This is a genomic window from Prosthecobacter algae (assembly GCF_039542385.1).
GTDB classification, from domain to species: domain Bacteria; phylum Verrucomicrobiota; class Verrucomicrobiia; order Verrucomicrobiales; family Verrucomicrobiaceae; genus Prosthecobacter; species Prosthecobacter algae.
In genome coordinates, this window is sequence record NZ_BAABIA010000008.1 from 207,207 (window position 1) to 229,601 (window position 22,395).

Genomic DNA, 22,395 nt, shown 5'->3' on the forward strand with positions numbered 1-22,395 from the left:
GTATTCTCAGGCCAGTTTCGTTTCCATTTATGAGCCAAAGCCAACCGTCCCGTCGTTCCTTCCTGCAAACCGCTGTAGGTGCCGTCGCTGCCCCATTTATCCTGCCTTCCCGCGTCTGGTCGGCAGAGACCGCCCCAAACTCCCGCATCAACATCGGCTTCATCGGCATGGGCAAGATGAACAGCGGCCACCTGGGCAACTTCCTCGGCCGTGAAAATGTGCAGGTCACCGCTGTCTGTGACGTGGACACCAACCGCCGCGAAAACGCCAAGAAGAAGGTCGAAGAAAGCTACGGCAAAAAAGCCGGGGCTGAATACAAAGGCTGCAGCGCCTACGATGACTTCCGCGAGCTGCTGGCCCGCAAGGACATTGACGCCGTCGTCGTCGCCACGCCGGACCATTGGCACGCCTACATCGGCATCGCCGCCGTGCGTGCTGGCAAGGATGTCTATGGGGAAAAACCCCTCACCCACAACGTCCACGAAGCCCTGACTCTGACCAAGGCCGTGCGCGACAGTGGCCGCATCTTCCAGACCGGCTCCCAGCAGCGTTCCAGCAAGGAATTCCGCGTGGCCGCTGAACTGGTGCGCAATGGCGTCATCGGTGAGATCAAGACCATCACCACCTCCTTTGGTGACCCGGCTCCCGTTTACAATCTCAAAGAAGAAGCCGCTGAACCCGGCCTCGACTGGGATCGCTGGTGCGGTCCAGGCCCGCTGAAGCCTTACAACAGTGCCCTCAGCCCTCGCGGTGTTCACAACCATTTCCCTGCCTGGCGCAACACGCGCGAATTCGGCGGCGGCATGATCACCGACTGGGGTGCTCACCACATTGACATCGCTCAGTGGGCCCTCGGTGTGGATGAAAGCGGCCCGGTGGAAATCCGCTCCCCTGGGGCGGACAAGAAGCGCGGTGCCCAGCTCGTCTATGCGAATGGCGTCGTCCTGACCCATGGTGAAGGCAAAGGCGTCTCCATTTACGGCACCGAAGGCGAGATCCACGTGAACCGTGGCAAGTTCGAGCTCGTCCTCGGCGGCAAGACCATTCACAAGTTCTTCGACAAGGAAGTGGACAAAGGCACCTCCCTGGACCGCGAAGTCATCCTCACCGAGCGCGAATTCCTCAAGAACGCCAAGGTGAAGCTCTACAACAGCAAGAACCACCACGACGACTGGCTGAACAGCATCCAAACGCGCGAGCGCCCGATCTGCGATGTCGCCATCGGCGCCACCACCGTCATTTCCTGCCACCTCATGAACATGGCCTACTACTCGGGCACGGGCTTCAAGTGGAACCCGACCGAGCGCACCTTCGCCGAAGGCGGCGATGCCAAGTGGCTCACACGCGACTACCGCCCTGAGTGGGTGGTCTAAGATTTACTGAAGTTCGTTGTGGAACCCAGTGGCGGCCTCGTAAGAGGCCGCTTTTTTATTTGGGGATGAGTGCCTTGATCACTCTTTTGGTTAGGCTTTCAATATTCTCGTGAATCCCCCACGCCCCGGAAGTGCGAAAGCCATGAGCCGGAGGTGAAGGTGCGAAGCACCGAAACCTCCGGTTACCTAACCCATATGGAAATCAGGCCAAGATGGAGGGATCGCCGTACGCTCGATTTTCATCGTCGTAAAAGCGGGTGTCACCTCGCCAAGCCACGCCACTCCCCAGGCGTGTTGGCATTGTTAAAAAGCCCTTCATCAGCCGGAGACAGGGGCAAGACGATGGCCAGCCCTTGATCCACCGCGTCTTCGATGAGGCGACGGAGACTGAAGCGAGACGCCGCAGCGGCCGCTTCGAAAAGAGGAATCATGGCTGGGGTGTAGAGACCGGCGAGGGGCTCGATGCCATGGGCGGTGCGAAAAAAAAGGGCACTGCCGGCGAGCGGTTGCGCCAGGATCTCAACCAGGAAAGTTGGGGTCATCTCGGGCATGTCCACCGCCAGCACGAGCAGGGGCTTCGCGGCCTGCTTCAAAGCTTGGAGGATGGGCAGCAGGGGACCGCTTCCCTGCCCCGGTGGATCGAAAAGCCACTCGGCCTGCAGATCGGGCGGTGCGCTCTCGTGCAGGCCCTGCTCTGCCCGACAGGCGATGAATAGGGACGCGGGCTGCAAGGCATGAAGCTTGCGCGCCTGCGCCTGCCACAGCGGCTGGCCTGCCCAGGCGAGCTGCGCTTTGTCCTGACCCATGCGGCTGGACTGCCCCCCCGCTAGCAAAAGCGCGGCGAAGGGCGTGGCGGGTGGCGGCAGGCTCATTCGGATTTTAAACCCACGCTGTTTACGGAAATGACACGGTAGGCGCTGGCATCTGCGGCGGGGGAAGGATCCACGAATTTCATCTCGGCCACGGGCTTCTCCGGCGTGTCGCCATAGGACATGCCTTGGAAAAGTTTGCGCCCAAATTTGCCCGCTGGTTTTTCCGGAACTCGGGCGATCTCCTGACCGTTTTTGAGGAGGATGAACTGCTGGAGCCCGCTTTCCAAATCCGCCTCGGCTTCCCAGGTGAGGATGCCTTTCTGGAGGCGCACTTGAGTCGGGGTCGGAGGTGGGGTGGTGTCGCTCGTTGCACCTGTTTTCAGGTACTCCGCCCGCAGCGGAATGAGCTCCTTTGCAGGCAGCCAGGCCGCTGTTTCCAGAGCACCTTTGAACTCGCCCGCAGCAACGGTTTTTGCATCGTCCATTTCAGACAGCCAGCCTTCGCTCACCTTCACCGGTTTCAGGGCGTACCCCGTCTCGGGCAGGCGCTGGGTGAGGCAGACATCCAGGAAAGGAATGGCCAGGTAGCGGGAGTCGCCACACTCATGGCCGGTGCGAGGGTCGCGGGCAAAACTCACCGGGGCTCCTCGCGCCCGCCAAGCCTTGAACATGGCGCGATCTCCCACGCGAGCGGGGCCGTGGCGTTTGTCCTGCTCCTCCTTCAGGCCGCCATTGAAACACATCGGCACGCCATAGACAGCCTCAGTCAATGTGGGGCGTGGGATGTCGCCTTTTTCCCAGACATAAAAGGCGGAGCCGGAGCGGAACCAGATGGCTGCGATGCGCTCGGGGTGCAGAGTCAGCATGAGGCTGGACCAAAAACCGCCGCCGCTATGCCCCCACAAAGCCCAAGGCACCTTGGTGAGTTCGGGGTGTTTTGATTCAGCCGCAAAGTGTTCCAGACTGCGCAGGAAGGTCTTCTCGGACCCATTGCGCGGATCGCACCACTGGCGGCAGTCCTGGCCATCGGCCTGATGATAAGAAGGGCCCAGGAGGGCGCAGTCGTGCTTTTTGGCTAGCGCCTGCCAGTGCAGGTCATAGGCCGCTGTTTCGCCACCTTTACAGGCTCCGGCCCCACAGCCGTGCTGGTGGACGATGACGCCTTTGATCTTCTCCACGCCCTCCGGCACCCAGAGGGTGTAGGTCACGCCATAGATGAGCTCCCCCGGTTTTTCCGAAGGCGGATACTCAACGGTGAAAAAAGACCCCGCCGCCTGGGCGAGGAGTGGGAACAGCAGTAGGGCAGCCAGCAAACGCATGGGCCTATGATGGAGGGTAGCAGGGCTCAACGTCAAGATGCTTGGCAAAAGGGGGCTGGCTGTGGAGTATTCTTTCCCATGAACGCACCCCGCCCCTGGATGATCGCTGAAACGAACTGGCAGCAGGTCAAAGACACCCGCTACGAAGTCGCCGTGCTGCCCTGGGGAGCCACCGAGGCGCACAACTGGCACCTGCCCTACGCCACAGACAGCCTGCAAAACGAGGCCATGTGCGCCGAGGCAGGCCGCATCGCCTGGGAAACTGGGGCCAAAGTGGCCATCCTGCCCAACATCCCCTTTGGCGTGCAGACGGGCCAGCTCGACATCCCCTTTTGCATCAACATGAACCCCAGCACGCAGATGGCCGTGCTGGAGGACATCATCGCTTCTCTGGAAGGCGTGGGCGTGCCGAAGTTCGTCCTCTTCAATGGCCATGGAGGCAATGACTTCCGCCAGATGCTGCGGGAGCTGCAGGCCCGCCACCCGCGCATTTTCCTCTCGGTGGTGAATTGGTTCGGCATCAGCAGCGGCAAGGACATCTTCACCATCGTGGGTGATCATGCCGATGAACGCGAAACCAGCCTGCTGCTGCATCTGCACCCCGACCTGGTTTTGCCCAAAGATCAATGGGGACCAGGCACGGACAACCTATGGAAAATCACGGCCATGCGGGAGAAATGGGCCTGGGCACCACGCGCCTGGACTCAGGCCACAAATGACACAGGATCGGGCGATCCCCAGCACGCCACGGCGGAAAAGGGAGCGCGTTATTTTGAGCGGCTCACCAACCAGTTTGCCAGCTATCTGGTGGATCTGGCAGCAGCAGATCCCACTGCGTTGTATCAGCCCGCGCTCTAAAGTTGCGAGCGCTAGGGCGTCTCCCATAGAAAGGGGGCATCCTACGGTGGCCTGGAAGAGCTATTAACCATTTGCGCCGGACTAACCCTACAACGGGGACTCGTATCCAGCCTCAAGCCCCAGCATTGATGGTGATGCGCTTCTCAGGGATCGGAGAATCAATGATGCCCAGTTCCGTCTCCTGGCGCAGGCGTAGCTGGCCACAGGCAGCGGCGATGTCATGCCCCTTTTCCCGGCGCAGCGTGGCCTTCACCCCGGCATTCAGCAGCACATCGCGGAACTCATCCTGATGCGGCTCGCTGGGGCGCACCCAGGGAAGCCCCTCCACAGTATTGTAAGGGATGAGGTTCACTTTGGCATCCAGCCCTTTGGCCCGTTTAGCCAGACGATGTGCTTGGTCCAGGCCATCGTTCACATCCTTGATGAGGATGTATTCAAAGGTGATGTGCTGCTTGCGCTTGGACCGCCAGTAAGACAGGGCCTCGAAGAGTTCATCGAGGTTGTACTTCTCATTCACCGGCATGATCTTGTTTCGCACTTCGTCACTGGCCCCGTGCAGGGAGATGGCGAGACGGATTTGCAGGGGGAAATCGGCCAATCGTTTGATCTGCGGGGCCAGGCCGCTGGTGCTCACCGTCATGTGCCGCGCACCGATGCCGATGCCCCATTCAGCATTGAGGATCTCGATCGCTTTGATGACGTTGCTGTAATTGGAAAGCGGCTCGCCCATGCCCATGAAGACCAGATTATCCATCCGCTCTCCGCTGTAGGCTTCTACCTGGACGATCTGCTCCACGATCTCGGAGGTGGTCAGGTTTCGGGTGAAACCGGCCAAACCACTGGCGCAAAATTTGCAGTCGTAGGCGCAGCCCACTTGGCTGGAAACGCAGAGCGTATGGCGGTCTGAGGCCTCGCCATACAGCGCCGGATTGGCCGGGATGAGCACGGTTTCGACAAAACGTCCATCGTGTAGCTTCAGCAGGAATTTGCGCGTGGTGTCCTTGGAGCCGGTCACGGTCGCGATGGTCATCGTCCGGGTGACAAACTTCTCCGTCAGCGTCTGGCGGAGGCCCTTGGACAGGTTCGACATCGCCTCGATGCTCACGGCCCGTTTGGCAAAGGTCCAGTCAATCACCTGCTTGGCGCGGAAGGCGGGCTCGCCCAGTTCAGCCATGAGGGAGGTGATCTCCGGCGGCGTCAGGCCGAGGAGGGACAGGGGAGCGGCAGATTTGAGAGGGGCAGCGGTCAAAGTAAAACGAGGCAGTCAGGCACAAGTCAGAGCAGGAAGGCGTCCTGCAGGGTGATTTGTCCGTCCCGCAGGGTGTAGCGGGCCAGCCAGACATCAGCTATCGCCGAAGAAGTGCTTAAAACAACTTGGTTCTCGCCCACCGGGTGGCGCAGAAAGCTGCGGCCCGAGGTCTCTAGCCGGGGCAATTCCGCCCAACTGGGCAGGCCCAGCCCGGCGATGACGCTGCCCGGCGGCAGGGGCGTGGGGTCCATGCACCAGGCCGGGGGGATGATGTGCAAAAGGTGGGCGTAGTGGCTGGCGCGCAGTTCCGCCGTCCAGAAATCCCGCAGGGCGGGCAGATGCAGCAGCGCCTGCCAAGCCGGATGCTGGACGGGGGAAAGAGCCCCCTCCGCACGCAGCAGCCCAGCCTCCAGGCGGATCTCGAAGCTCTCAGGCACAGGTGTCGGCAGGGGCTCCTGCGGCATCCAGCTTTGCAGAAAGGCGGTGAGCGACTCAGGCAACCTGCCTTTGCGCCAGCGCCCTTGCAGCATCGTCATGGCATTCAGCCAGCGTGTGCATTCATATCCCAGCGGGCGCAGATCTTTCCAGGCTGGATGATCATCTGGCAGGCGATGGGCAGCGGGGGCGGACATGGTCCTCTAAATAACGGCAGGCCATGCCGACCTGCCAATAAAAAGGAGCGGGGCCCGCAGACCACCGCTCCTGAAAAAACATTGAGGCTCCGTGCCCGATTATTTGCCGGGGACGGCTGGCATCTTCATTTCCTGATAACCTTCAGGCAGGGCAAAGGCGCTGTCTTCCACCTTTTCTTCCTTGGCGGAGACCAGCTCAGACACAGTGGACTTGCCCATCATGGTCATTTCAGATTTGATCACCATGCCAGGAAAATCGCTGGCCTGAGGGGAAAGGGCAGCGGCAGGGTTGCCCATGGCCTTCATCAGTTTGTCCTGGGCAGCATTCAGTTCCTGGTACCCAGGAAAGTCGTTGGCCACCCAAAATTTGCCGCTGCCGATCTGGCCGCTCCAAGTGTAAACTTCACAATCGTAGGCACCCACTTTTTCCTTCTGACCAGTGGCCACCGGCTTCTCCGCAGGCTTGTTGCCGCCCATCGCACCTCCAGCCATGGCCATCATCGCCTTGAGTGATTCTGCATCCATCTTCATCATCATTTTCTGGGCATGCATCAGCATCACCATGTTACCAGCGGCACCGTCAGCGACCACGCTCATCTGCTGGCCCACGTCCATGCGTGTTTTGTCCCCTTTGATCTTGATGCTCACTTCTTGTGTCTGCCCATCAGTCGTGGCTTTTTGAATCACCACCCAATCGGCGAAAGACGTCTGAATGGCAGCCAAAGAAACGGCGAGAAGTAGAAGAGATTTTTTCATAAAGGTTTTGATGGTATCTGAAACGCGCCCGTCAGGTCAATCTGGATTCCCTGACAAATGCGTCAGAAATCGGCTCAAACACCCGATTTGGATGGGCCTGCTTTCCGTAGCGCCTCACTCGCTAAACCTAACCGATCCAGCACCGCGATGATGGTGAGCAGGGAATTTCCTTCCAGCCGATTGTTCACAAACAAAAACGAAGGCTTCGTCTTGCTCCGTGCCGCATCCGCCCGGCGCATTTCGATGATGGCCGACGCCGCTTGGCGCGCCTCTTCATTGATCTCTTTGGTGGACTGATAGGGCTGAAAGGTCTGCACCGCCTGCTCATAGGTGCGGCCCGGCTTCAGCAGGAACAGCGCTGCGACAAATTCATCACTGGTTAGGCTACCCGGGATCTCCAACTGCTCCGCCACGCTCGGCATGTGCGTCCAGTTATTCAGGACATGGGTCACGCCATGGCTGCGCAGCATGGCAAAGTAGTCCGGATGCAGCATGGAACGATTGCGCACCTCCACGCCATATTGCCAACCTTTGGGCAACTGAGAGAAGAAGCCATCCAGCAGATCCACAAAGTCCCGCCCACGCTGGAAATCACGCGGGTGGAAATGACTGAACTCAAACATGAGCACGCCCATCTTTTCATGATGCGGCTCGCACGAGGCGAGGAAGGCGCTGCGGAACAGCTCGGCATTTAGAAAATGCGGATTTCGCTGGCCTCCGCGTTCACCATAACGCGGCAGTTTGGGGAAGGTGCGCGCGGTGATCTCATCCGTCACCTTGAAGGAAAATTTAAACCCCTCAGGCACCTGAGCACAGAGATCGGCGATGTACTTGGGCGAAGGAAATTTGTAATAACCTGCATCCACACAGACCGTGCGGAAGACCTGCGCATACTCCTCCAGGCACTCGCGCTCAAAGCGACTTTCGGCAAATTTACCTCGGTATAGATACCGCTCCTCCTCATAGAGCAGTCCCTTCCAGCCCGGATATTTCCAGGAAGAAGTGCCGATGAAAATATTCTGCTCTGCCAAGAGATGCAGGGCAGTTTTTAAAGCCGCATGGGGTAGAGTGGGACCGGCAGGGGTGAACATCAGCACGGCTAAATTACACAAGCTGTGCTTTTGTCGCAATCGCGGGCGCTTTGCTTTCGTTCCCAGGGCTCTTTCCTCATGCGCCGTCTTTTCTTCCTCGCTCTGTTTTGCCTTTCAGCCCTCTCAGGACTGCACGCCGCACCGCCGCCGAACATTGTCTTCATCCTCAGCGATGACCACAGTTACCCATTTCTAGGCTGCTATGGGCGGCCGGAAATGAAGACTCCGCACTTGGATCAATTCGCCGCGGAGGGCATGAAGTTCCACCGCATGTTCACCGGGGCCCCGCAGTGTGTGCCCTCACGGGCCACCTTCCTCACCGGGCGCTCTCCGGTGGCCTGCCGCATCACGCGATTCAGCTCGCCCCTGCCTCGCGATGAAATCACCTACCCGGAGATCCTGAAAAAGGAGGCCGGGTATTTCGTGGGTGTCCTGGGCCGCAGTTATCATCTGGATGGTTCTGGCCGCAGCCCCGAGGCCAGCGCGCGGGTGTTTGAGGCCAACCAACTCCAGACTTTCAAAGAACGCTTCGACTACGTGGACTCGACTGGCCAGAACACCATCCCGGAGACGATGAAGGCCTTTTTTGATCAACGTCCCAAAGACAAGCCCTACTACCTCTGGGTCAATTTCAGCGATCCCCATCACCCCTGGGACACGGGCACCAACGCGCCCGATCCTGCCAAGCTCACCGTACCCGGCAGCCTGCCAGACCTGCCCGGAGTGCGGGCTGACCTGTCCCGCTACGAGAGCGAGATCGAGCACATGGACACCGACTTCAAACGCGTGCTGGACATCGTCAAAGAACGCGCCGGATTGGATAACACGCTCATCGTTTTCACGGGTGACAACGGCATGGCCTTCCCCAGTGGCAAAGGCAGCCTGCATGACCCGGGCCTGAATGTCCCCCTCATCGTCTGGTGGCCTGGCACCATCCAGCCCGGCAGCGAATCCCGCGCTCTCATCTCCGGTGAAGACGTGGCCCCCACCTGCCTGGAGGCCGCTGGCCTGCCTGTGCCTAACCGCATCAGTGGCAAAAGTTTCCTCCGCCTGCTGCGCGGCCAGCCTTTCCAACCACGCCAGCACATCTTTGCCGAACGCGGCCCTCATGGCAGCAGCACCTTCAATGAAGGCGTCTCAGCAGCGAGCGTGGACTACAGCCGTGCCGTGCGCAGCGACCGCTACAAACTCATCTACAACGTCACCCCCAGCCACCGCTACTCCCCCGTGGACAGCGCCGGGGACCCGAGCTGGCAAGACATCGTGAAAGCTCACGAGGGGAAGCAACTCGACAGCGCTTTTGAAACCCTCTGGTTCACCAGCCCACGCGCCGTCTATGAACTTTACGACCTGGACACCGACCCCAGTGAACTGCGCAATCTCGCGGGTCAGCCCGACATGAAGGACATCGAGCAGCAGCTCAAAGAAGCCCTTCAGGAAAAGATGATCCTGGACTACGATTACCTCCCCCTGCCCATCGCAGGCACGCCGAAAAAGAAAGCCGCTGAGAAGAATCAAGCCGCAAAGAATGATCCCAACCGCGAGAAACAATTCGCCCAAAAAGACAGGGACAAAGATGGGGTGCTGAGCTGGGACGAATTCCGCCAAGGGCGCAGTGCCGCGGACGCGGAAGGTTGGTTCAAAGCCCGTGACCAAGATGCCAACGGCAGCCTCAGCCGCGAAGAATTCATCACCGCCAAAGTGCCCAATCCGCCCAAGAAATAACCTGCTTTCCCAGCCTCATGAAAAGCTTTCTCCTCACCTTGTTCGCCTCTCTGGCGCTGCTCAGCACGTGCGCCAATGCAGCAGATCGGCCTAACGTATTGTTTATCATCTTTGATGACTGGGGCTGGCGTGATGCTGGAGCTTATGGCTCCACCTGGGTCAAGACACCGAACTTTGACCGCATCGCCAAAGAAGGCATCCTTTTCAAAAACGCCTACACCTCAAATCCCAAATGCAGCCCCTGCCGCGCCAGCATCCTGACCGGGCGCAATACCTGGCAGCTCGAGGAAGCCTCCTGCCACAACGGCATCTTCCCTCCCAAGTTCGCCGTGTATCCCGATCTCGTCCAGGCGGCTGGTTACAGCCTCGGCCTCACCGGCAAAGGCTGGGGCCCGGGTGATTTTAAACTCAATGGCCGCACTCAAAACCCTGCCGGACCCAGCTTCGACGAACACACCGTCGCCCCTCCTGCCAAAGGCATGGGTAAGAACGACTACGGCAAGAACTTCGAAGCCTTCATGAGCCAACGTGAAAGGGGCAAGCCTTTCTGCTTCTGGATGGGTTTTCAGGAGCCTCACCGTGCCTACGAACCGGACTCGGGAGTACGAATGGGTAAGAAACTGGAAGACGTGGTGGTGCCACCTTATTTCCCAGACACCTCCATCGTACGCGGTGACCTGGCCGATTACGCTATCGAAGTGGAATACGCCGATGCCTACATCGGCAAAGCCCTAGCCACCCTGGAGGCAGCAGGTGAACTGGACAACACCCTCATTGTGGTCACGTCCGATCACGGCATGCCCTTCCCCTACGTCAAAGGCCAGATCCACGAAGATGGATTCCACCTGCCGCTGGCCATGCGCTGGGGCAAAGGCATCCAGCCTGGGCGGGTGGTGGAGGACTTTATCAACGTGCGCGATTTTGCCCCCACGTTCCTCGAACTGGCCGGAGTGAAACCGCATGAACAGATGACGGGCAAGAGCCTCGTCAACATCCTCCGCTCGCCCAAGTCAGGCTTCATCGAAGATCGCAAAATCATGCTCGCGGGCAAAGAGCGGCACGACCTCGGGCGGCCTAACGACTGGGGTTATCCCGTGCGCGCCATCCGCACTCCCGAGTACCTTTACGTGCATAACTTCCACCCCGAACGCTGGCCCGCCTGCAATCCCGAAACCGACTTTGGCAACTGCGATCCCAGTCCCACGAAGGAACTCATCAAAGCTCTCGGTGGAACCTATTATGAAATGGCCTTTGGCAAACGCCCCGCCGATGAACTTTACCGCCTCAGCGATGACCCCTCCGGCATTCGCAACCTCGCCAACGACCTCGCTTTCACCCCGGTGCTGAATGAACTGCGCGATAAGATGATGAGCCTGCTCAAAGAAGAAGGCGATCCCCGCGCTCTCGGCAACGGAGCCATCTTTGATACCTATCAATACCTCGCCAGCCGCAAAAAGGGCTACGACACCTGGCTCAAAGCCCAAGACACCGCCCTGGCGGAATCCATCAAGGCCAAAGCCGTCGAAGTGAATGACAAACACCGCGCGCGTCCGCCGAAGGTGAAGCCCGTGCCGTGAGGAGCGGCGCAGTGGTCTTGAATGTGGAAGGTGTCGCGTTCGAGGAAGGGGCACCCTTTTGCGAATGAGTGCTGATTTAAAAGCGAACGACGGTGGTTTGGTCTTCAGCCAATGAGGACGAAAAAACGTCCTCCCTCGCCCCGCTTGCGGAGAGCAGGGCTGGGGTGAGGGGCGGTCGAGAGCTCTCGAGGGTGGAGTGCAGAAACGCCGTTTTGCGTAAAAGCACACCCTTTCACGAACGAGATCCTTTGCCCTCTGCCCACCCCCAAAAAACCGAAGAACCAAAATAAAAACTCATTTCACTACAATTGTAGTTGCCTAACCACGACAAATGTAGTGAAATAAACAAATCATGCCAGCCCCTGACATCTCCGATTCCGAATGGTCCGTCATGGAAGCCCTCTGGGAGCGTGCTCCCCAGACCGCTTCCGAAGTCACACGCACTCTCAAGCCCACGATGAAATGGGCAGAAAACACGGTGCGCACTCTGCTCACCCGCCTTGTGGAGAAAGGCGCGCTGAAGACGGATGCTAACACCAGCGGCACCCGCACCTACCTGCCCGCTGTGAAGCGCGAGGCCTGCGTGCGGGCGGAGAGTGACTCCTTCCTCCAGCGTGTCTTCCAGGGCGCTGCCAAGCCCCTGCTCATCCACTTTGCCCAGAACAGCAAACTCACCCCTGAAGAGGTGAAGGAGCTCAAAAAACTGCTCGACCAATCACTCGACCGCTAACCACCATGAACCTGTCTGCCCAACTCTTTGAATGGGTGCTCGCCACCAGCCTTCGTGCTTCACTTCTTACAGGAGCCGTGCTCTTGATCCAGGCCGCTTTGCATCGGTATCTCACCCCCCGCTGGCGCTACGCTCTGTGGCTGCCTGTTCTCGCCACACTGCTCATGCCGAGCCTGCTGGAAAGCCGATGGAGCGCAGAAACCCTCCTCTCTTCCACGGCAGAGGAATCCGTGATTCCACCAGCCGCGCAGCCTCTTCCAATCGTCATGGAAATGGACGCCCTAGCGGTCACAATCCCACCCGTCGCCGCAAAGCCTTTTGACTGGCAGTTCGCCCTTACCACGACCTGGGCCGTAGGCTGCGGCGCATTGCTGATCTGTGGAACCGTTTCCCTTTGGCTCACCTTGCGGCGCTATCGGTGCAGCGCCATTCCAGCACCTGCCGATCTTCTCCATGAAATCGAGCAACTGGCAGCCGAGATGCATCTGAACCGCCTACCGCGTGTCTTGGTGTCTCCTCGGGTGAGCAGCCCCGCCACCACCGGAGTGTGGCGCCCTACTTTAATGTTACCCTCTCGGTTAGGCGATCAATTCACTCCGGCGGAAATCCGCCTCATTCTCAAGCATGAACTCATGCATCTAAAGCGCGGGGACCTGCCGATGAATCTGCTGCTCTGTGGGCTAATGGCCGTGCATTGGTTCAATCCCCTACTCTGGCTGGCGTTCTTTAAAGCCCGCACGGATCGCGAAGCCGCCTGCGATGCCCAAGTGCTGACCCATGGCTCCAAGGAATGTCGCCTCCACTATGGCCATGCCCTGCTGAAGATGGAGTCCGCTTTCGGCCCTCATGGTTTGAGTCTGGGTTTTGTCGGCATCTTCCAGCGCGGGGCCGCTCTGCGCACCCGCATCCAGGCCATTGCGCGATTTCAAAGATCTCATCCCCTCATGCGCATGCTCGTGGTGAGCGCGATGGCGGTGCTGACTTTCCTGGGCAGCACCCGTGCCCAGACGCCCCAAGGCACTACGGACAAGGAAGACCTCAACTTCGCTCTAGGTCAGTCACGTTTCCGCAGCGGGGATGCACTGCACATCACGTCCGTAGAAAGGTCGGCGGATTCTCTCACCGTCACGGGTGAGTATGAACTGACCAGCCAAGATGGAGCCACCCTGGGGCTCTACATCACCTCGCTGGAGTCGCCGCCCAAAGGCATCTTAAACGGACCTAACCAACAAGTCGTTGTGAAGAAAGGACGCGGCCAGTTTTCTCTCACCCTGCCCCAACCTTACCCTGGCCTGCCACATTTGACTTTCTACAAACTCGCCCCCCCGAGCAATCACAACGCCTTCGGCGCGATCTACTTTGGCACGAAGGCTGAAGCGGAAGCTTCGCACAAGCTCAACCTCAACTACCTGGCTCACGATGCCCCCGACCCCACCGTTACGAACAAGTACTTGCTGGAAAAACTCGACCGCATCGTGCTTCCACATATCCAGTTCCGTGGAGCTACCCTAGAGGAAGTCGTGGAGTTTTTAAACGTGAAAGCCAAGGAGTATGACACCGCTGAACCCGATGAGACTCGAAAAGGCGTTCCCTTCATAGTCGTACATAGCCCAGGCACCGAGAACATCCTCAGTCTGGAACTCAAAAAAGTCTCGTTAGGAGAGGCTGTTCGATACGTCAGCGAACTGGCGGAGATGAAATTCAAAGTCGAACCGCATGCCGTAATCTTCATCCCTGCCACCGGTTCCACTCCATTGATAAAGGCCACTCCAGCCCCTGCTCAAATCCAAAAGGGCCGAGCCGGTGAACTGGGCCGCAAAATCATCCTGCCCCAGGTCCAGTTCAAAGAAGCCACCTTGGAAGAGGCCGCTGAATTCATTCGAAACAAAGTGCAAACTGCCTGTGATCGCATGGAGGAATCTCCCCTCAATATCATCATCAAACCCGGTGCTCCTGCCGGCATCAAGATCAGCCTCAGTCTCAAGGAGGTGCCTCTGGTGGAAGCCTTGCGCTACCTCGCTGAACTCTCGAACCATACGCTTCAATGGGATGATCACAGTTTCATCCTGGAGCCCCGTTGAGTCTCTAGTTACAGGGAGGACAGGAACTGCCCAAAAAACCTCGCGACTTCAAAAGATTTCATCCAAGCCCGCGATGAGCGAGCTTGGATGAAGAGCGTCTTTCGTAGAAGTGGCGGCAGCACCTCACTGCACAGTCACCGCACCATCGAGAATCTCGACCCGGAAACTGGCAAGTTCACCAGCATCCTTGCCGATGACGACGCTCACAGGATGAATCCCGGCAGGCAAGTCGAGCGTCAGCTCAGGCGTGATTTCTTTCACGGTCTGATCTCCCACCACGACTTCCACCGCCTTGGTGCTGCTGAGGCCCAGCTTGACCTTACCTGGACTGTCGAGCTTCAGGCTGAACTGGATGATTTTTGGGAACCAGGGATACATCTTGATCTGCTGGATCTCGCTCAGGGGAACGTCACCACTGACCTGTGAGAAAAGGAGCTGCCAAGGATAGCCGCCATCCTTCTCATGCAGGGCAGGCAGGCCAACGTGACGGACATGGTCAATGGCATCCTGGGTCATCGTGCCCATGACACGCCACGTGCGCACGTAGCGGTTCGGCTTGATCTTGTAGTCGCCCTCGCGGCCTAGTTCGGAAAGGAAGCGAACGAGGTCCACAAACTCATCTTCGCGCAGGCTGGCGGTGAGGCCCGGGGGCATCATGCTGGCGGGGCTCATCTGACGGCTGGCGATCTGTGCTTTCGGCACTTTCTGCATCTGGTTGGAAGGATCGCGAATGATGACTTCATCGCCGCCGTCCTGCACCAGCCCACCGCTGATCACCTTGCCATCGTGCGTGCCGATGATGATCATGTGGTAACCTTCTTTGATCTTCTTGCTGGGTTCCAACAGGCTCTCGATCAAGTAATCCACCGGGGCGCTGCCGCCGATGCTCACAAGGTTAGGCCCCAGAACACCACCCGAATCACCAATGGCGTGGCAAGTCAGACAGAGCAATTGCTGACGACGGTAGATCTGCTCCCCACGGGCGGCATTGCCCTGCTCCTTCACTTTCGCCACCAGGGCGGCCATCTGTTCAGGCGTGAGGGATTGGTTCATCTGCTTCACTCCACCTGCCGTGCGCAGGGCCTCTTCCAGCGGGCCTTTGATGCCACGGGTGGACACCATGCGGATGGCCTCCACGGCCACGTAGTCAGGGATGGTTTTGCCCTCGAGTTCCTTAGCAAGTACGCCTGGGAGCTGCTTGTTCTTCAGGAAGGCGGTGAGGATCGGCGCGGCTTCTTCAGCGGTCTTCGCCGTGGCGAAAAACTCGATGGCGCGCTGGGCAGCGATCTGCGGCCCCGTATCGGTCAGGCCCTGGACAGCCAGGCTGCGAAGGCCCGCCTGTTCCTGGAACACTTGGTTGAAGAAATCACGCGACTTTGCACCGCCCAGTTTGGCCAGACCCTGCACCGCGCCATCGCGGATCGCCGGAACCGTGTCCAGTTTCACCAGGATAGTTTGCAACGTTTCACGGGCAGATTCGATCTTCCACGCCCCGGCCAGAATGGTGGCGCGGTGGACGATCTCTGCACGTGGGCTCTGCAACCACGCGGTGACGATGGCCTCAGCTCCCTCAGGCTTCACAGCACGGGTGCTGCCAGCTTTCACCAGGGCATCCATGAGTCCCACCACCTTGTCGGCCATGGCGGGGTCATTCACCAGTTCGGCGATTTCCCGTGCCTGCGCGGCATCGGCAGCATCACCAGCCATGGCCATCACGGCAGCAGCGTCGTCAGCCGCCAGCTTGCCCGCTTTCAGCGAGACTAGCAGCGGTTTCAGTGCTGCGCTGCGGCCCGTGGCCTTCATGGCATAAACGAGGTGCTTGGGGTTATCGTTCAGCTTCAGGTCGCCCTTCAGGGCCAGGGGCATCCAGACATCGGCCTGCTCACGCGCCGTCAGTTCCAAAAGGAAGTCCAGGCTTTCGTCCATGTTTTGATCCAGGACCTTCAAGGCCAGTTCAAAGGCCTTGGGCTGGCGCATGTCTGAAAGCACGGACAGGGCCCAGAGGCGTACCTGCGCATTCTCATCACTGACGCCTTTTTTCAGCAGTTCCATGGCATCTGGCAGCTCGCGCCAGCGGTGGGACAGGATGCGCAGGGCGGCCGCACGCACGCGGGCATCCGAGCTGGCATAAACTTCACGCCACAGCTTCGGGGAAAAACGGTTCAGACCTTCGCGCGCCCAGGCCACTTCCAGCAGTGTGTGCCAGTAATCCGGAGCTGCTTTGTCCAGCGTATCAGGCCAGGTTTTCAGCACGGGGATGACCTCCGCCACGCCGCGAGCCCGCAGTTCCTGCTTGGCAAAATGGCGCGTCCACTTGCGGTTGCTCTTGAGCATTTCCAAAAGCTCCGGCACCGGCGCACCTACGATCTTCGGCATCACACTCAGCGGGCGGCCTTTGGCCGTGATGCGCCAGATGCGGCCATGCACGAGGTCGCGGCGTGGATCGCGGAAGTCCACCTCACCGTGCTGGATGATGGGGTTGTACCAGTCCGCAATGTAAAGCGCGCCATCTGGGCCTACACGAATGTCAATGGGACGGAAAGCGCGGTGATTCGAGGCCAGAACATCAGCTTCCTGCTTCGCAATGTAGCCGCTGCCACTGGGCGTGACTTTAAAACGGTTCACGCGATTGCCACGGAAGTCATTGGTCACCCAGGTGCCCTGCCACTCCTCGGGCCAATGCGGATCATCCAGCACGTCCAGGCCGCACTGCTTCGGCTGGCCGGGGCTCATGCCGCTGAGGGTTCGTTTGGCCCCTGGAGAAGTTTTGAAAACGCTGCCTGGGAAGATGTAGTTCAGGCCCTCACCGCCCGCACCATCCGTGGCGAAGGACTGGCCCCACTGGTCGAACTCATAACCCCACGGGTTGACGAGGCCTTTACTGATGACTTCCAGGCGCCGAGTTTCCGGGCGGAACTCCCACACCCCACCGCCCATGAGACGACGCACGCCGTGCGGAGTCTCGATGTGACTGTGAATGTAGATGGACTGCAGGAAGGACAGCAGCCCCTCCGGCGTATGGCGCATGGTGTGCAGCAGGTGGTGAGTATCCTCCGTGCCAAAGCCGCTGAGCACCACGGTGCGTTCATCGGCCTTCAGGTCGCCATCGGTGTCCTTGAGAAACAGCACTTCCGTCGAATTCGCCACATAGGCCCCGCCGTCGCCCGGGATCACCCCGGTGGGGATGTGCAGGTCTTCTGCGAAGACGGTGGATTTATCCGCCTTGCCATCGCCATCGGTGTCTTCCAGCACCACCACCTGGTCCTTGGTCGCATCGCCCGGTTTGATCTGCGGGTAGGTGGAGCTGCTCACCACCCACAGGCGTCCCTGGGCATCCCAGTTCATCTGCACCGGCTTCGCGATCATGGGCTCCTGCGCCCACAGCGTCACCTCAAGCCCTTCAGGCACCACGAAACCTGCTTTCTGCACTTCGGGATTCGGATCAGGAACATCAGAGGCGGATTTGGGCTGGGAGGCCCAGGCAGCGCCGGTGCAGAGCAAGAGGGAAAGGGTGAGGCGACGGGACATGACGGTGGGATGGCGAGTAAACTCGGAGCCGGGATGGGGGTCAAGGGTTCTCCAACGAATCGAAGGCTAAAAATACGCCGCCAACAGGCCCTCCATGCAGCCCTTTTGCCCAGATCCGGGCCAAGAAGAAGCCCCAAACCGCATTTTCAGCGTTCCCTTTCCGTCACTTGCGTGTATTTCGTGCCCCAATCCCATGCGTTACTGGCTGCTCAAATCCGAACCCGACGTTTTCTCCTTCGACGACCTGAAAAAGCGCCCGAAGAAAACCGAACCCTGGAATGGCGTGCGTAACTACCAGGTGCGCAACATGATGCGCGACGAAATGGCCCTGGGCGACCTCGGGTTCTTCTACCACAGCAGTTGCCCCGTCCCCGGCATTGCTGGCATCGTCAAGATCGTCAAAGAAGCCTACCCCGACCACACTCAGTTTGATCCCTCCTCCGAATACTTTGACCAAGGAAGCAAGCTGGAAGAACCCCGCTGGCTGATGGTGGATGTAAAATGGGAAGCCGCCTTCAAGACATTCGTCTCCCTGGAAATGCTGCGCGCCGAGCCAGCGCTGGCTGACATGCTGATCCTGCGCAAAGGCAACCGCCTTTCCATCACCGCTGTGGAGCCGAAGCACTGGGAAAAGATCTGCGAGCTGGGTGGGCTATAGGCAGCGACAGCCCCGTCCGCCATGGAGCGCACGCATCTTGCGTGCTGAGTTTCGCGTCCTCGCGGAACTCCGTTTTAGCGTCTTGGTAGGCCCCTCTGCACCCGCCCCAAGATGACGGCGGGACGCCGTCACTCCTTGAACCTTCACGCCTCCGTTCCTTCTCGACCGAAGCATCTTCAATGCCAGCAATCCTCGTCCGGCCCCGCGTACGTTCCCACGATGAATCAAGGCAGCTTTTTCACCACGCCATCGAAACCCGCCCGCACAGTGCCATCGGCACTGATAAGAGGTTGAGGATTCGCCACACGGCCCAGCGGGCGCACACCTGGGGCCTCGGGCCCATCCAGGCCCAAATCGTTTTTCATCTCATCGGCCAGTGCGCGCAGGCGTTTGACTTCGTCGGGGTATTGATCCGCGACATTTTTCTCTTCGGCGATGTCCTGGCCCAGGTCATACAACTCCCCTTTGTCCAGATGCAGCTTCCACGCCCCAGCGCGGATGGCCTCCATCTTAAAACCTCGGTAGTAATGAAACACATCATGCCCTGTGGCACCTTTTTTACCCTGAAGCAGAGGAGATAGATCTTTGCCGTCCAGCTTGCGCGTGGGCAGCTTCGCCTCGGCAAGGGCGGCAAAGGTGGGCAGCCAGTCCATGTGGCTGGTGACTTCTTCGGTCCTTGAGCCAGAGGGCACTTGCCCCGGCCACCAAGCCAGGGTGCAGACGCGGATGCCACCCTCGTAGGTCTGGCCTTTGCTGCCTCGCAACGGCTGGTTGTTCGATCCATGGGGGATCGAGCCCCCATTGTCACTGGTGAAAACGACCAGCGTGTTCGTGTCTAGCTTAAGCTCCCGTAGCACCTTGAGCACCTGGCCCACACTCGCATCCACTTCTTGCACCCAGTCGCCTAACAAACCATTCGGCGACTTACCCATGAACTCCTTCGAAGGATAAAGCGGGAAGTGCACCGCTGTATGCGGCATGTAGATAAAGAAAGGCCCCTCCTTGTGCTGGCGGATGATATCACACACCTTGTCCGTGTAACGCTGAGTCACGGTGAACTGCTCCTCCGCTTTCACTCGTTCGATCACGTTGTTATTCTCCAGCAACGGCAGCGGCGGCTGCGTGGGGCCCTTAATCCCCGTCTCATCATTCACGGCCGCCGCTTTCTTTTTTGCCTTCCCTTTTGGCTGCGGCAGCGGCTTCCCAGGATTGCTTTTGGAACCATCCGCCCCGGGGCCCATGTCGTTGGAATAAGGGATGCCGTAGTAGCTGTCGAAACCCTGCGCGGTGGGCAGAAACTCGGGCTGGTCCCCCACGTGCCATTTGCCGACGCAGGCAGTTTTATAGCCCGCTTCTTTCAAGACCTCCGCGATCGTCGTTTCATCCCCGCTCAGGCCCACCGCAGCGCCGGGGAACAGAACATGAGGGATCGGTAGCACCCGCTTGGGGTAGCACCCCGTCAGCAAAGAAGCCCGCGAAGGACTGCAAACCGGGGCCGCATAGTGACTGGTCAGCTTCATCCCCTCCTTCGCGATGCGATCCAGATGCGGCGTGGCATTGCTGGAGCCAAACGGGCCGATATCGGCATAGCCCAAATCGTCGATGTTGATGAGAATGAGGTTAGGCTTCGCGGCACTGATCAAGGCACAGGGAAGCAGAACAAGAGCGGAGAAAAACAGGCGGCGCAAACTCATGGAGCGCACATGAACGACGTAAAACCACAGAGCTTGCAGGAACTTCACCCCTGGTCTCAAACCCAACGACGCACCCGGCTATCAAGCTGGAAAACCTGGCCACTGACGTTTTCCATCGTGTGCAGAAAGGCAATGTAACGTGCAGCCTCCTGCGGGGTGTTGAGCCGCCCCAGGGCATGCGCGGCCTCGATCTGCGGACGCTGTTTCTCCAACAAAGGCTGGCTCATTTTCGTTTCCAGAAAACCCGGCAGCACGCAGTTAGCGCGGATGTTTCTCGGCCCGTATTCTGCCGCTAAACTTTGAGTCAGCGCGATCAGCCCCGCCTTTGCCGCCGCATAGTTCGCCTGTCCTGCAGGAGCTGACAAGGCGCTGAAGGAACCAATCGTCACGATGTGCCCTTGGCGCTGCTTGACCATGATTTTGAGCGCGGCCTGAGCTGTGAGAAACGCCCCTTTTAGATGCACTTGCAGCACCTCGTGAAAGTCCCTCTCCGTCATCTTCAGCAGGCTGGCATCGCGCAAGAAACCAGCATTGTGAATGAGCAAGTCCAGGCGTGGCAGCGATCCCATAACGGCCTGCACCTGGGCCTTGTCCGTCACGTCCATTTGGGCGCGGCTCGGCGCATGCACTTGCCACCCTTGAGCCTCTAGCTCAGCACGGATGGCCTGAGCCAAATCTCCTGCGCCCCCGGTGATGAGAGCGATGGGGGGCGAGATGGGAGCCGGATCTTGGGAAGACACGTGAGCGAAACTTTAAGGCGCATCTTCCTTGGCGGGCAGCGCACGCGGCACATCCGGCAGGGCCACGGGTTTCGCCTTGGCCTGGAATGAATCGAAAACGAGCACGCCCTTCAATGCATCCACCGCGCGCTCCAGTTGGCGGTCGCCCAGATTGGCGATCTCGATGGCCGCCGCCTCCCCCGTACCGTGATTGTTGCGCCACTTGGCCACCTTCATTTCTTCATCCGTGGTGAGAACAGACACAATGTTAGGCTCCACCCCATGTTCGTGGATGGTGCGATGGCTCGGGGTGTAATATTTAGCCGTCGTGAGTCGCATGGCGGCACCGTTTTTCATCGGCAGAATGCTCTGGACGGAGCCTTTGCCGAAGCTGGTGGTGCCCACCACGATGGCGCGTTTCAGATCCTGCAAAGCCCCTGCGGTGATTTCGGCCGCACTGGCACTTCCATGATTGATGAGCACAGCGATGGGGTAACGGCGCGGCTTTTTGCCATCGCGTGTCGGTGTGCGGTAAGGCGGTGGATTTTGGGAGGCGATGCGGCCCTCCGTCGTCACCACCACCGTGCCTTCGGGCAGGAACTCCCCGCAAACGGCAACGGCGCTATCCAGCAGGCCGCCAGGGTTATTGCGAAGATCTAGCACGAAGGCCTGCATGCCTGCCTTTTCCAGTTCATCCAATGATTCGCTCAGGTCCCTCGTGGTGGATTGAGTGTACTGTGAGATGCGGGCATACCCCACTTTGTAATCACCTGCCAGCTTTGGCACCAGCAGCATGGAATCATGAACGGACGTCTCCGTCAGCGTTTCCCGCACCAGATTGAACTCCAGAAACTGCCGCGTGCCTGGACGGCGCACGGTGAGTTTCATGCTGTCGCCTGCCTTGCCTTGCAGAAGTTGCACCGCCTCGGCCACGCCCACGCTGTCCGTCAGCACATCGCCGATGCGCACCATCTGATCCCCGGCCAGCACCCCGGCACGGGCAGCGGGGCCGTCATCGCGGACGGTGATGATCGTCAGTGTTCCGTCCCGTAAGGAAACGGTGATGCCCACGCCTTCGGAGGTATCGCTCTGCTCCCGCTGCATGTCCTCAAAGAGACTGCGGCCCATGTATTCGCAGTGGGGATCCAGGCGGCGCAGCATGCCTTCCAATGCGCCCTCCACCAGCTCCTCATAGGTGATTTTGGACTCATCCACATAACTCTGGCGGATGGTTTCCATGGCCCGCGTTAGCAGTTCCATCTGCCGGTATGCATCCTGCGGCGGCGGTTTGGGTGCTGGGGTCTGCGGTTTCACCGCAGCGGCTTTCGCTGGCGCGTCCTCCTTTTTAGGAACGGCAGGGGTGGTGGCGGCAGGCTTGGGCGGCGTTGGAGCCGCCGGGGCGGGTGCGGCCACCGGGCTGGCTGCCTGGAGGCTGAGGCCTGCGGCCAAGTAGATGCAAGAAGCCAAAACATTGCGCATGGGAAAACAGTGCATCATCCGCAGCCAAAGCGACAGAGGAAAAATACCCCCCTGCCCCAGACCTCGAGTTCCCACAAACTTCCTCCATCTTCCCATTGAAAAACAGGGCTCTGG

The 22,395-nt window shown here is 59.4% G+C and carries 17 protein-coding genes; 7 read left to right on the top strand and 10 right to left on the bottom strand.

Annotated elements, in window-relative coordinates:
• The first annotated feature begins 29 nt into the window (after nt 1-29).
• A complete protein-coding gene (locus ABEB25_RS18830) occupies nt 30-1,373 on the top strand; it encodes a Gfo/Idh/MocA family protein (protein ID WP_345737982.1) in 1,344 nt (447 codons plus the stop codon).
• Between the two features lie 260 nt (nt 1,374-1,633).
• On the opposite strand, the gene ABEB25_RS18835 is transcribed toward ABEB25_RS18830, so the two are convergent.
• Nucleotides 1,634-2,245 (bottom strand): molybdenum cofactor guanylyltransferase, encoded by a 612-nt coding sequence (locus ABEB25_RS18835; RefSeq protein WP_345737983.1) that lies wholly within the window; start codon nt 2,243-2,245, stop codon nt 1,634-1,636.
• Nucleotides 2,242-3,504: an alpha/beta hydrolase family protein gene (locus ABEB25_RS18840; RefSeq protein WP_345737984.1), complete on the bottom strand. Its 1,263-nt coding sequence runs from the start codon at nt 3,502-3,504 to the stop codon at nt 2,242-2,244. The genes ABEB25_RS18835 and ABEB25_RS18840 overlap by 4 nt, the downstream gene beginning before the upstream one ends.
• A 78-nt stretch (nt 3,505-3,582) precedes the next feature.
• Between ABEB25_RS18840 and ABEB25_RS18845 the strand changes: the two genes are divergently transcribed.
• A complete protein-coding gene (locus ABEB25_RS18845) occupies nt 3,583-4,362 on the top strand; it encodes a creatininase family protein (RefSeq protein WP_345737985.1) in 780 nt (259 codons plus the stop codon).
• A gap of 112 nt (nt 4,363-4,474) precedes the next feature.
• On the opposite strand, the gene rlmN is transcribed toward ABEB25_RS18845, so the two are convergent.
• The 4 genes from rlmN to ABEB25_RS18865 form a co-directional block, all read right to left on the bottom strand.
• Nucleotides 4,475-5,611, bottom strand: a complete 1,137-nt coding sequence (gene rlmN, locus ABEB25_RS18850; protein ID WP_345737986.1) for a dual-specificity RNA methyltransferase RlmN — start codon at nt 5,609-5,611, stop codon at nt 4,475-4,477.
• Between the two features lie 26 nt (nt 5,612-5,637).
• Complete coding sequence (locus ABEB25_RS18855; protein WP_345737987.1) at nt 5,638-6,243, bottom strand: hypothetical protein; 606 nt, start codon at nt 6,241-6,243, stop codon at nt 5,638-5,640.
• Between the two features lie 99 nt (nt 6,244-6,342).
• Nucleotides 6,343-6,999 (bottom strand): DUF4412 domain-containing protein, encoded by a 657-nt coding sequence (locus ABEB25_RS18860; protein WP_345737988.1) that lies wholly within the window; start codon nt 6,997-6,999, stop codon nt 6,343-6,345.
• 74 nt (nt 7,000-7,073) lie between these two features.
• Nucleotides 7,074-8,090: a DUF72 domain-containing protein gene (locus ABEB25_RS18865; RefSeq protein WP_345737989.1), complete on the bottom strand. Its 1,017-nt coding sequence runs from the start codon at nt 8,088-8,090 to the stop codon at nt 7,074-7,076.
• Nucleotides 8,091-8,168: 78 nt separating this feature from the next.
• Here ABEB25_RS18865 and ABEB25_RS18870 point away from each other — a divergent pair, with 78 nt between their 5' ends.
• The 4 genes from ABEB25_RS18870 (at nt 8,169) to ABEB25_RS18885 (ending at nt 14,203) form a co-directional block, all read left to right on the top strand.
• On the top strand, nt 8,169-9,815 hold the full coding sequence (locus tag ABEB25_RS18870) for a sulfatase-like hydrolase/transferase (RefSeq protein WP_345737990.1): 1,647 nt from the start codon (nt 8,169-8,171) through the stop codon (nt 9,813-9,815).
• A 17-nt stretch (nt 9,816-9,832) separates the two neighbouring features.
• Complete coding sequence (locus ABEB25_RS18875) at nt 9,833-11,392, top strand: sulfatase family protein (RefSeq protein WP_345737991.1); 1,560 nt, start codon at nt 9,833-9,835, stop codon at nt 11,390-11,392.
• 352 nt (nt 11,393-11,744) lie between these two features.
• A complete protein-coding gene (locus tag ABEB25_RS18880) occupies nt 11,745-12,122 on the top strand; it encodes a BlaI/MecI/CopY family transcriptional regulator (RefSeq protein ID WP_345737992.1) in 378 nt (125 codons plus the stop codon).
• Nucleotides 12,123-12,127: 5 nt separating this feature from the next.
• The gene (locus tag ABEB25_RS18885; RefSeq protein WP_345737993.1) at nt 12,128-14,203 is read left to right on the top strand and encodes a M56 family metallopeptidase; all 2,076 of its coding nucleotides are present in this window, start codon (nt 12,128-12,130) and stop codon (nt 14,201-14,203) included.
• 123 nt (nt 14,204-14,326) lie between these two features.
• Here the strand turns inward: ABEB25_RS18885 and ABEB25_RS18890 are convergent, their stop codons facing one another.
• Nucleotides 14,327-17,731 (bottom strand): PVC-type heme-binding CxxCH protein, encoded by a 3,405-nt coding sequence (locus ABEB25_RS18890; RefSeq protein WP_345737994.1) that lies wholly within the window; start codon nt 17,729-17,731, stop codon nt 14,327-14,329.
• A 193-nt stretch (nt 17,732-17,924) separates the two neighbouring features.
• Here ABEB25_RS18890 and ABEB25_RS18895 point away from each other — a divergent pair, with 193 nt between their 5' ends.
• The gene (locus ABEB25_RS18895) at nt 17,925-18,389 is read left to right on the top strand and encodes an EVE domain-containing protein (RefSeq protein ID WP_345737995.1); all 465 of its coding nucleotides are present in this window, start codon (nt 17,925-17,927) and stop codon (nt 18,387-18,389) included.
• A gap of 224 nt (nt 18,390-18,613) precedes the next feature.
• Here ABEB25_RS18895 and ABEB25_RS18900 read toward each other — a convergent pair whose 3' ends face one another.
• The 3 genes from ABEB25_RS18900 to ABEB25_RS18910 are packed head-to-tail and all read right to left on the bottom strand — an operon-like array spanning nt 18,614 to nt 22,281.
• On the bottom strand, nt 18,614-20,083 hold the full coding sequence (locus ABEB25_RS18900; protein WP_345737996.1) for a sulfatase family protein: 1,470 nt from the start codon (nt 20,081-20,083) through the stop codon (nt 18,614-18,616).
• A 56-nt stretch (nt 20,084-20,139) separates the two neighbouring features.
• The gene (locus ABEB25_RS18905; protein ID WP_345737997.1) at nt 20,140-20,823 is read right to left on the bottom strand and encodes an SDR family oxidoreductase; all 684 of its coding nucleotides are present in this window, start codon (nt 20,821-20,823) and stop codon (nt 20,140-20,142) included.
• Nucleotides 20,824-20,835: 12 nt separating this feature from the next.
• Nucleotides 20,836-22,281, bottom strand: a complete 1,446-nt coding sequence (locus tag ABEB25_RS18910) for a S41 family peptidase (protein WP_345737998.1) — start codon at nt 22,279-22,281, stop codon at nt 20,836-20,838.
• Nucleotides 22,282-22,395: the final 114 nt, after the last annotated feature.

Excerpts from the sequence above, each read along its gene's own strand:
- ABEB25_RS18830 (WP_345737982.1), top strand. The coding sequence starts at position 30 with ATGAGCCAAAGCCAACCGTCCCGTCGTTCCTTCCTGCAAACCGCTGTA.
- ABEB25_RS18835 (WP_345737983.1), bottom strand. The coding sequence starts at position 2,245 with ATGAGCCTGCCGCCACCCGCCACGCCCTTCGCCGCGCTTTTGCTAGCG.
- ABEB25_RS18840 (WP_345737984.1), bottom strand. The coding sequence starts at position 3,504 with ATGCGTTTGCTGGCTGCCCTACTGCTGTTCCCACTCCTCGCCCAGGCG.
- ABEB25_RS18845 (WP_345737985.1), top strand. The coding sequence starts at position 3,583 with ATGAACGCACCCCGCCCCTGGATGATCGCTGAAACGAACTGGCAGCAG.
- ABEB25_RS18855 (WP_345737987.1), bottom strand. The coding sequence starts at position 6,243 with ATGTCCGCCCCCGCTGCCCATCGCCTGCCAGATGATCATCCAGCCTGG.
- ABEB25_RS18860 (WP_345737988.1), bottom strand. The coding sequence starts at position 6,999 with ATGAAAAAATCTCTTCTACTTCTCGCCGTTTCTTTGGCTGCCATTCAG.
- ABEB25_RS18865 (WP_345737989.1), bottom strand. The coding sequence starts at position 8,090 with ATGTTCACCCCTGCCGGTCCCACTCTACCCCATGCGGCTTTAAAAACT.
- ABEB25_RS18870 (WP_345737990.1), top strand. The coding sequence starts at position 8,169 with ATGCGCCGTCTTTTCTTCCTCGCTCTGTTTTGCCTTTCAGCCCTCTCA.
- ABEB25_RS18875 (WP_345737991.1), top strand. The coding sequence starts at position 9,833 with ATGAAAAGCTTTCTCCTCACCTTGTTCGCCTCTCTGGCGCTGCTCAGC.
- ABEB25_RS18880 (WP_345737992.1), top strand. The coding sequence starts at position 11,745 with ATGCCAGCCCCTGACATCTCCGATTCCGAATGGTCCGTCATGGAAGCC.
- ABEB25_RS18885 (WP_345737993.1), top strand. The coding sequence starts at position 12,128 with ATGAACCTGTCTGCCCAACTCTTTGAATGGGTGCTCGCCACCAGCCTT.
- ABEB25_RS18890 (WP_345737994.1), bottom strand. The coding sequence starts at position 17,731 with ATGTCCCGTCGCCTCACCCTTTCCCTCTTGCTCTGCACCGGCGCTGCC.
- ABEB25_RS18895 (WP_345737995.1), top strand. The coding sequence starts at position 17,925 with ATGCGTTACTGGCTGCTCAAATCCGAACCCGACGTTTTCTCCTTCGAC.
- ABEB25_RS18900 (WP_345737996.1), bottom strand. The coding sequence starts at position 20,083 with ATGAGTTTGCGCCGCCTGTTTTTCTCCGCTCTTGTTCTGCTTCCCTGT.
- ABEB25_RS18910 (WP_345737998.1), bottom strand. The coding sequence starts at position 22,281 with ATGCGCAATGTTTTGGCTTCTTGCATCTACTTGGCCGCAGGCCTCAGC.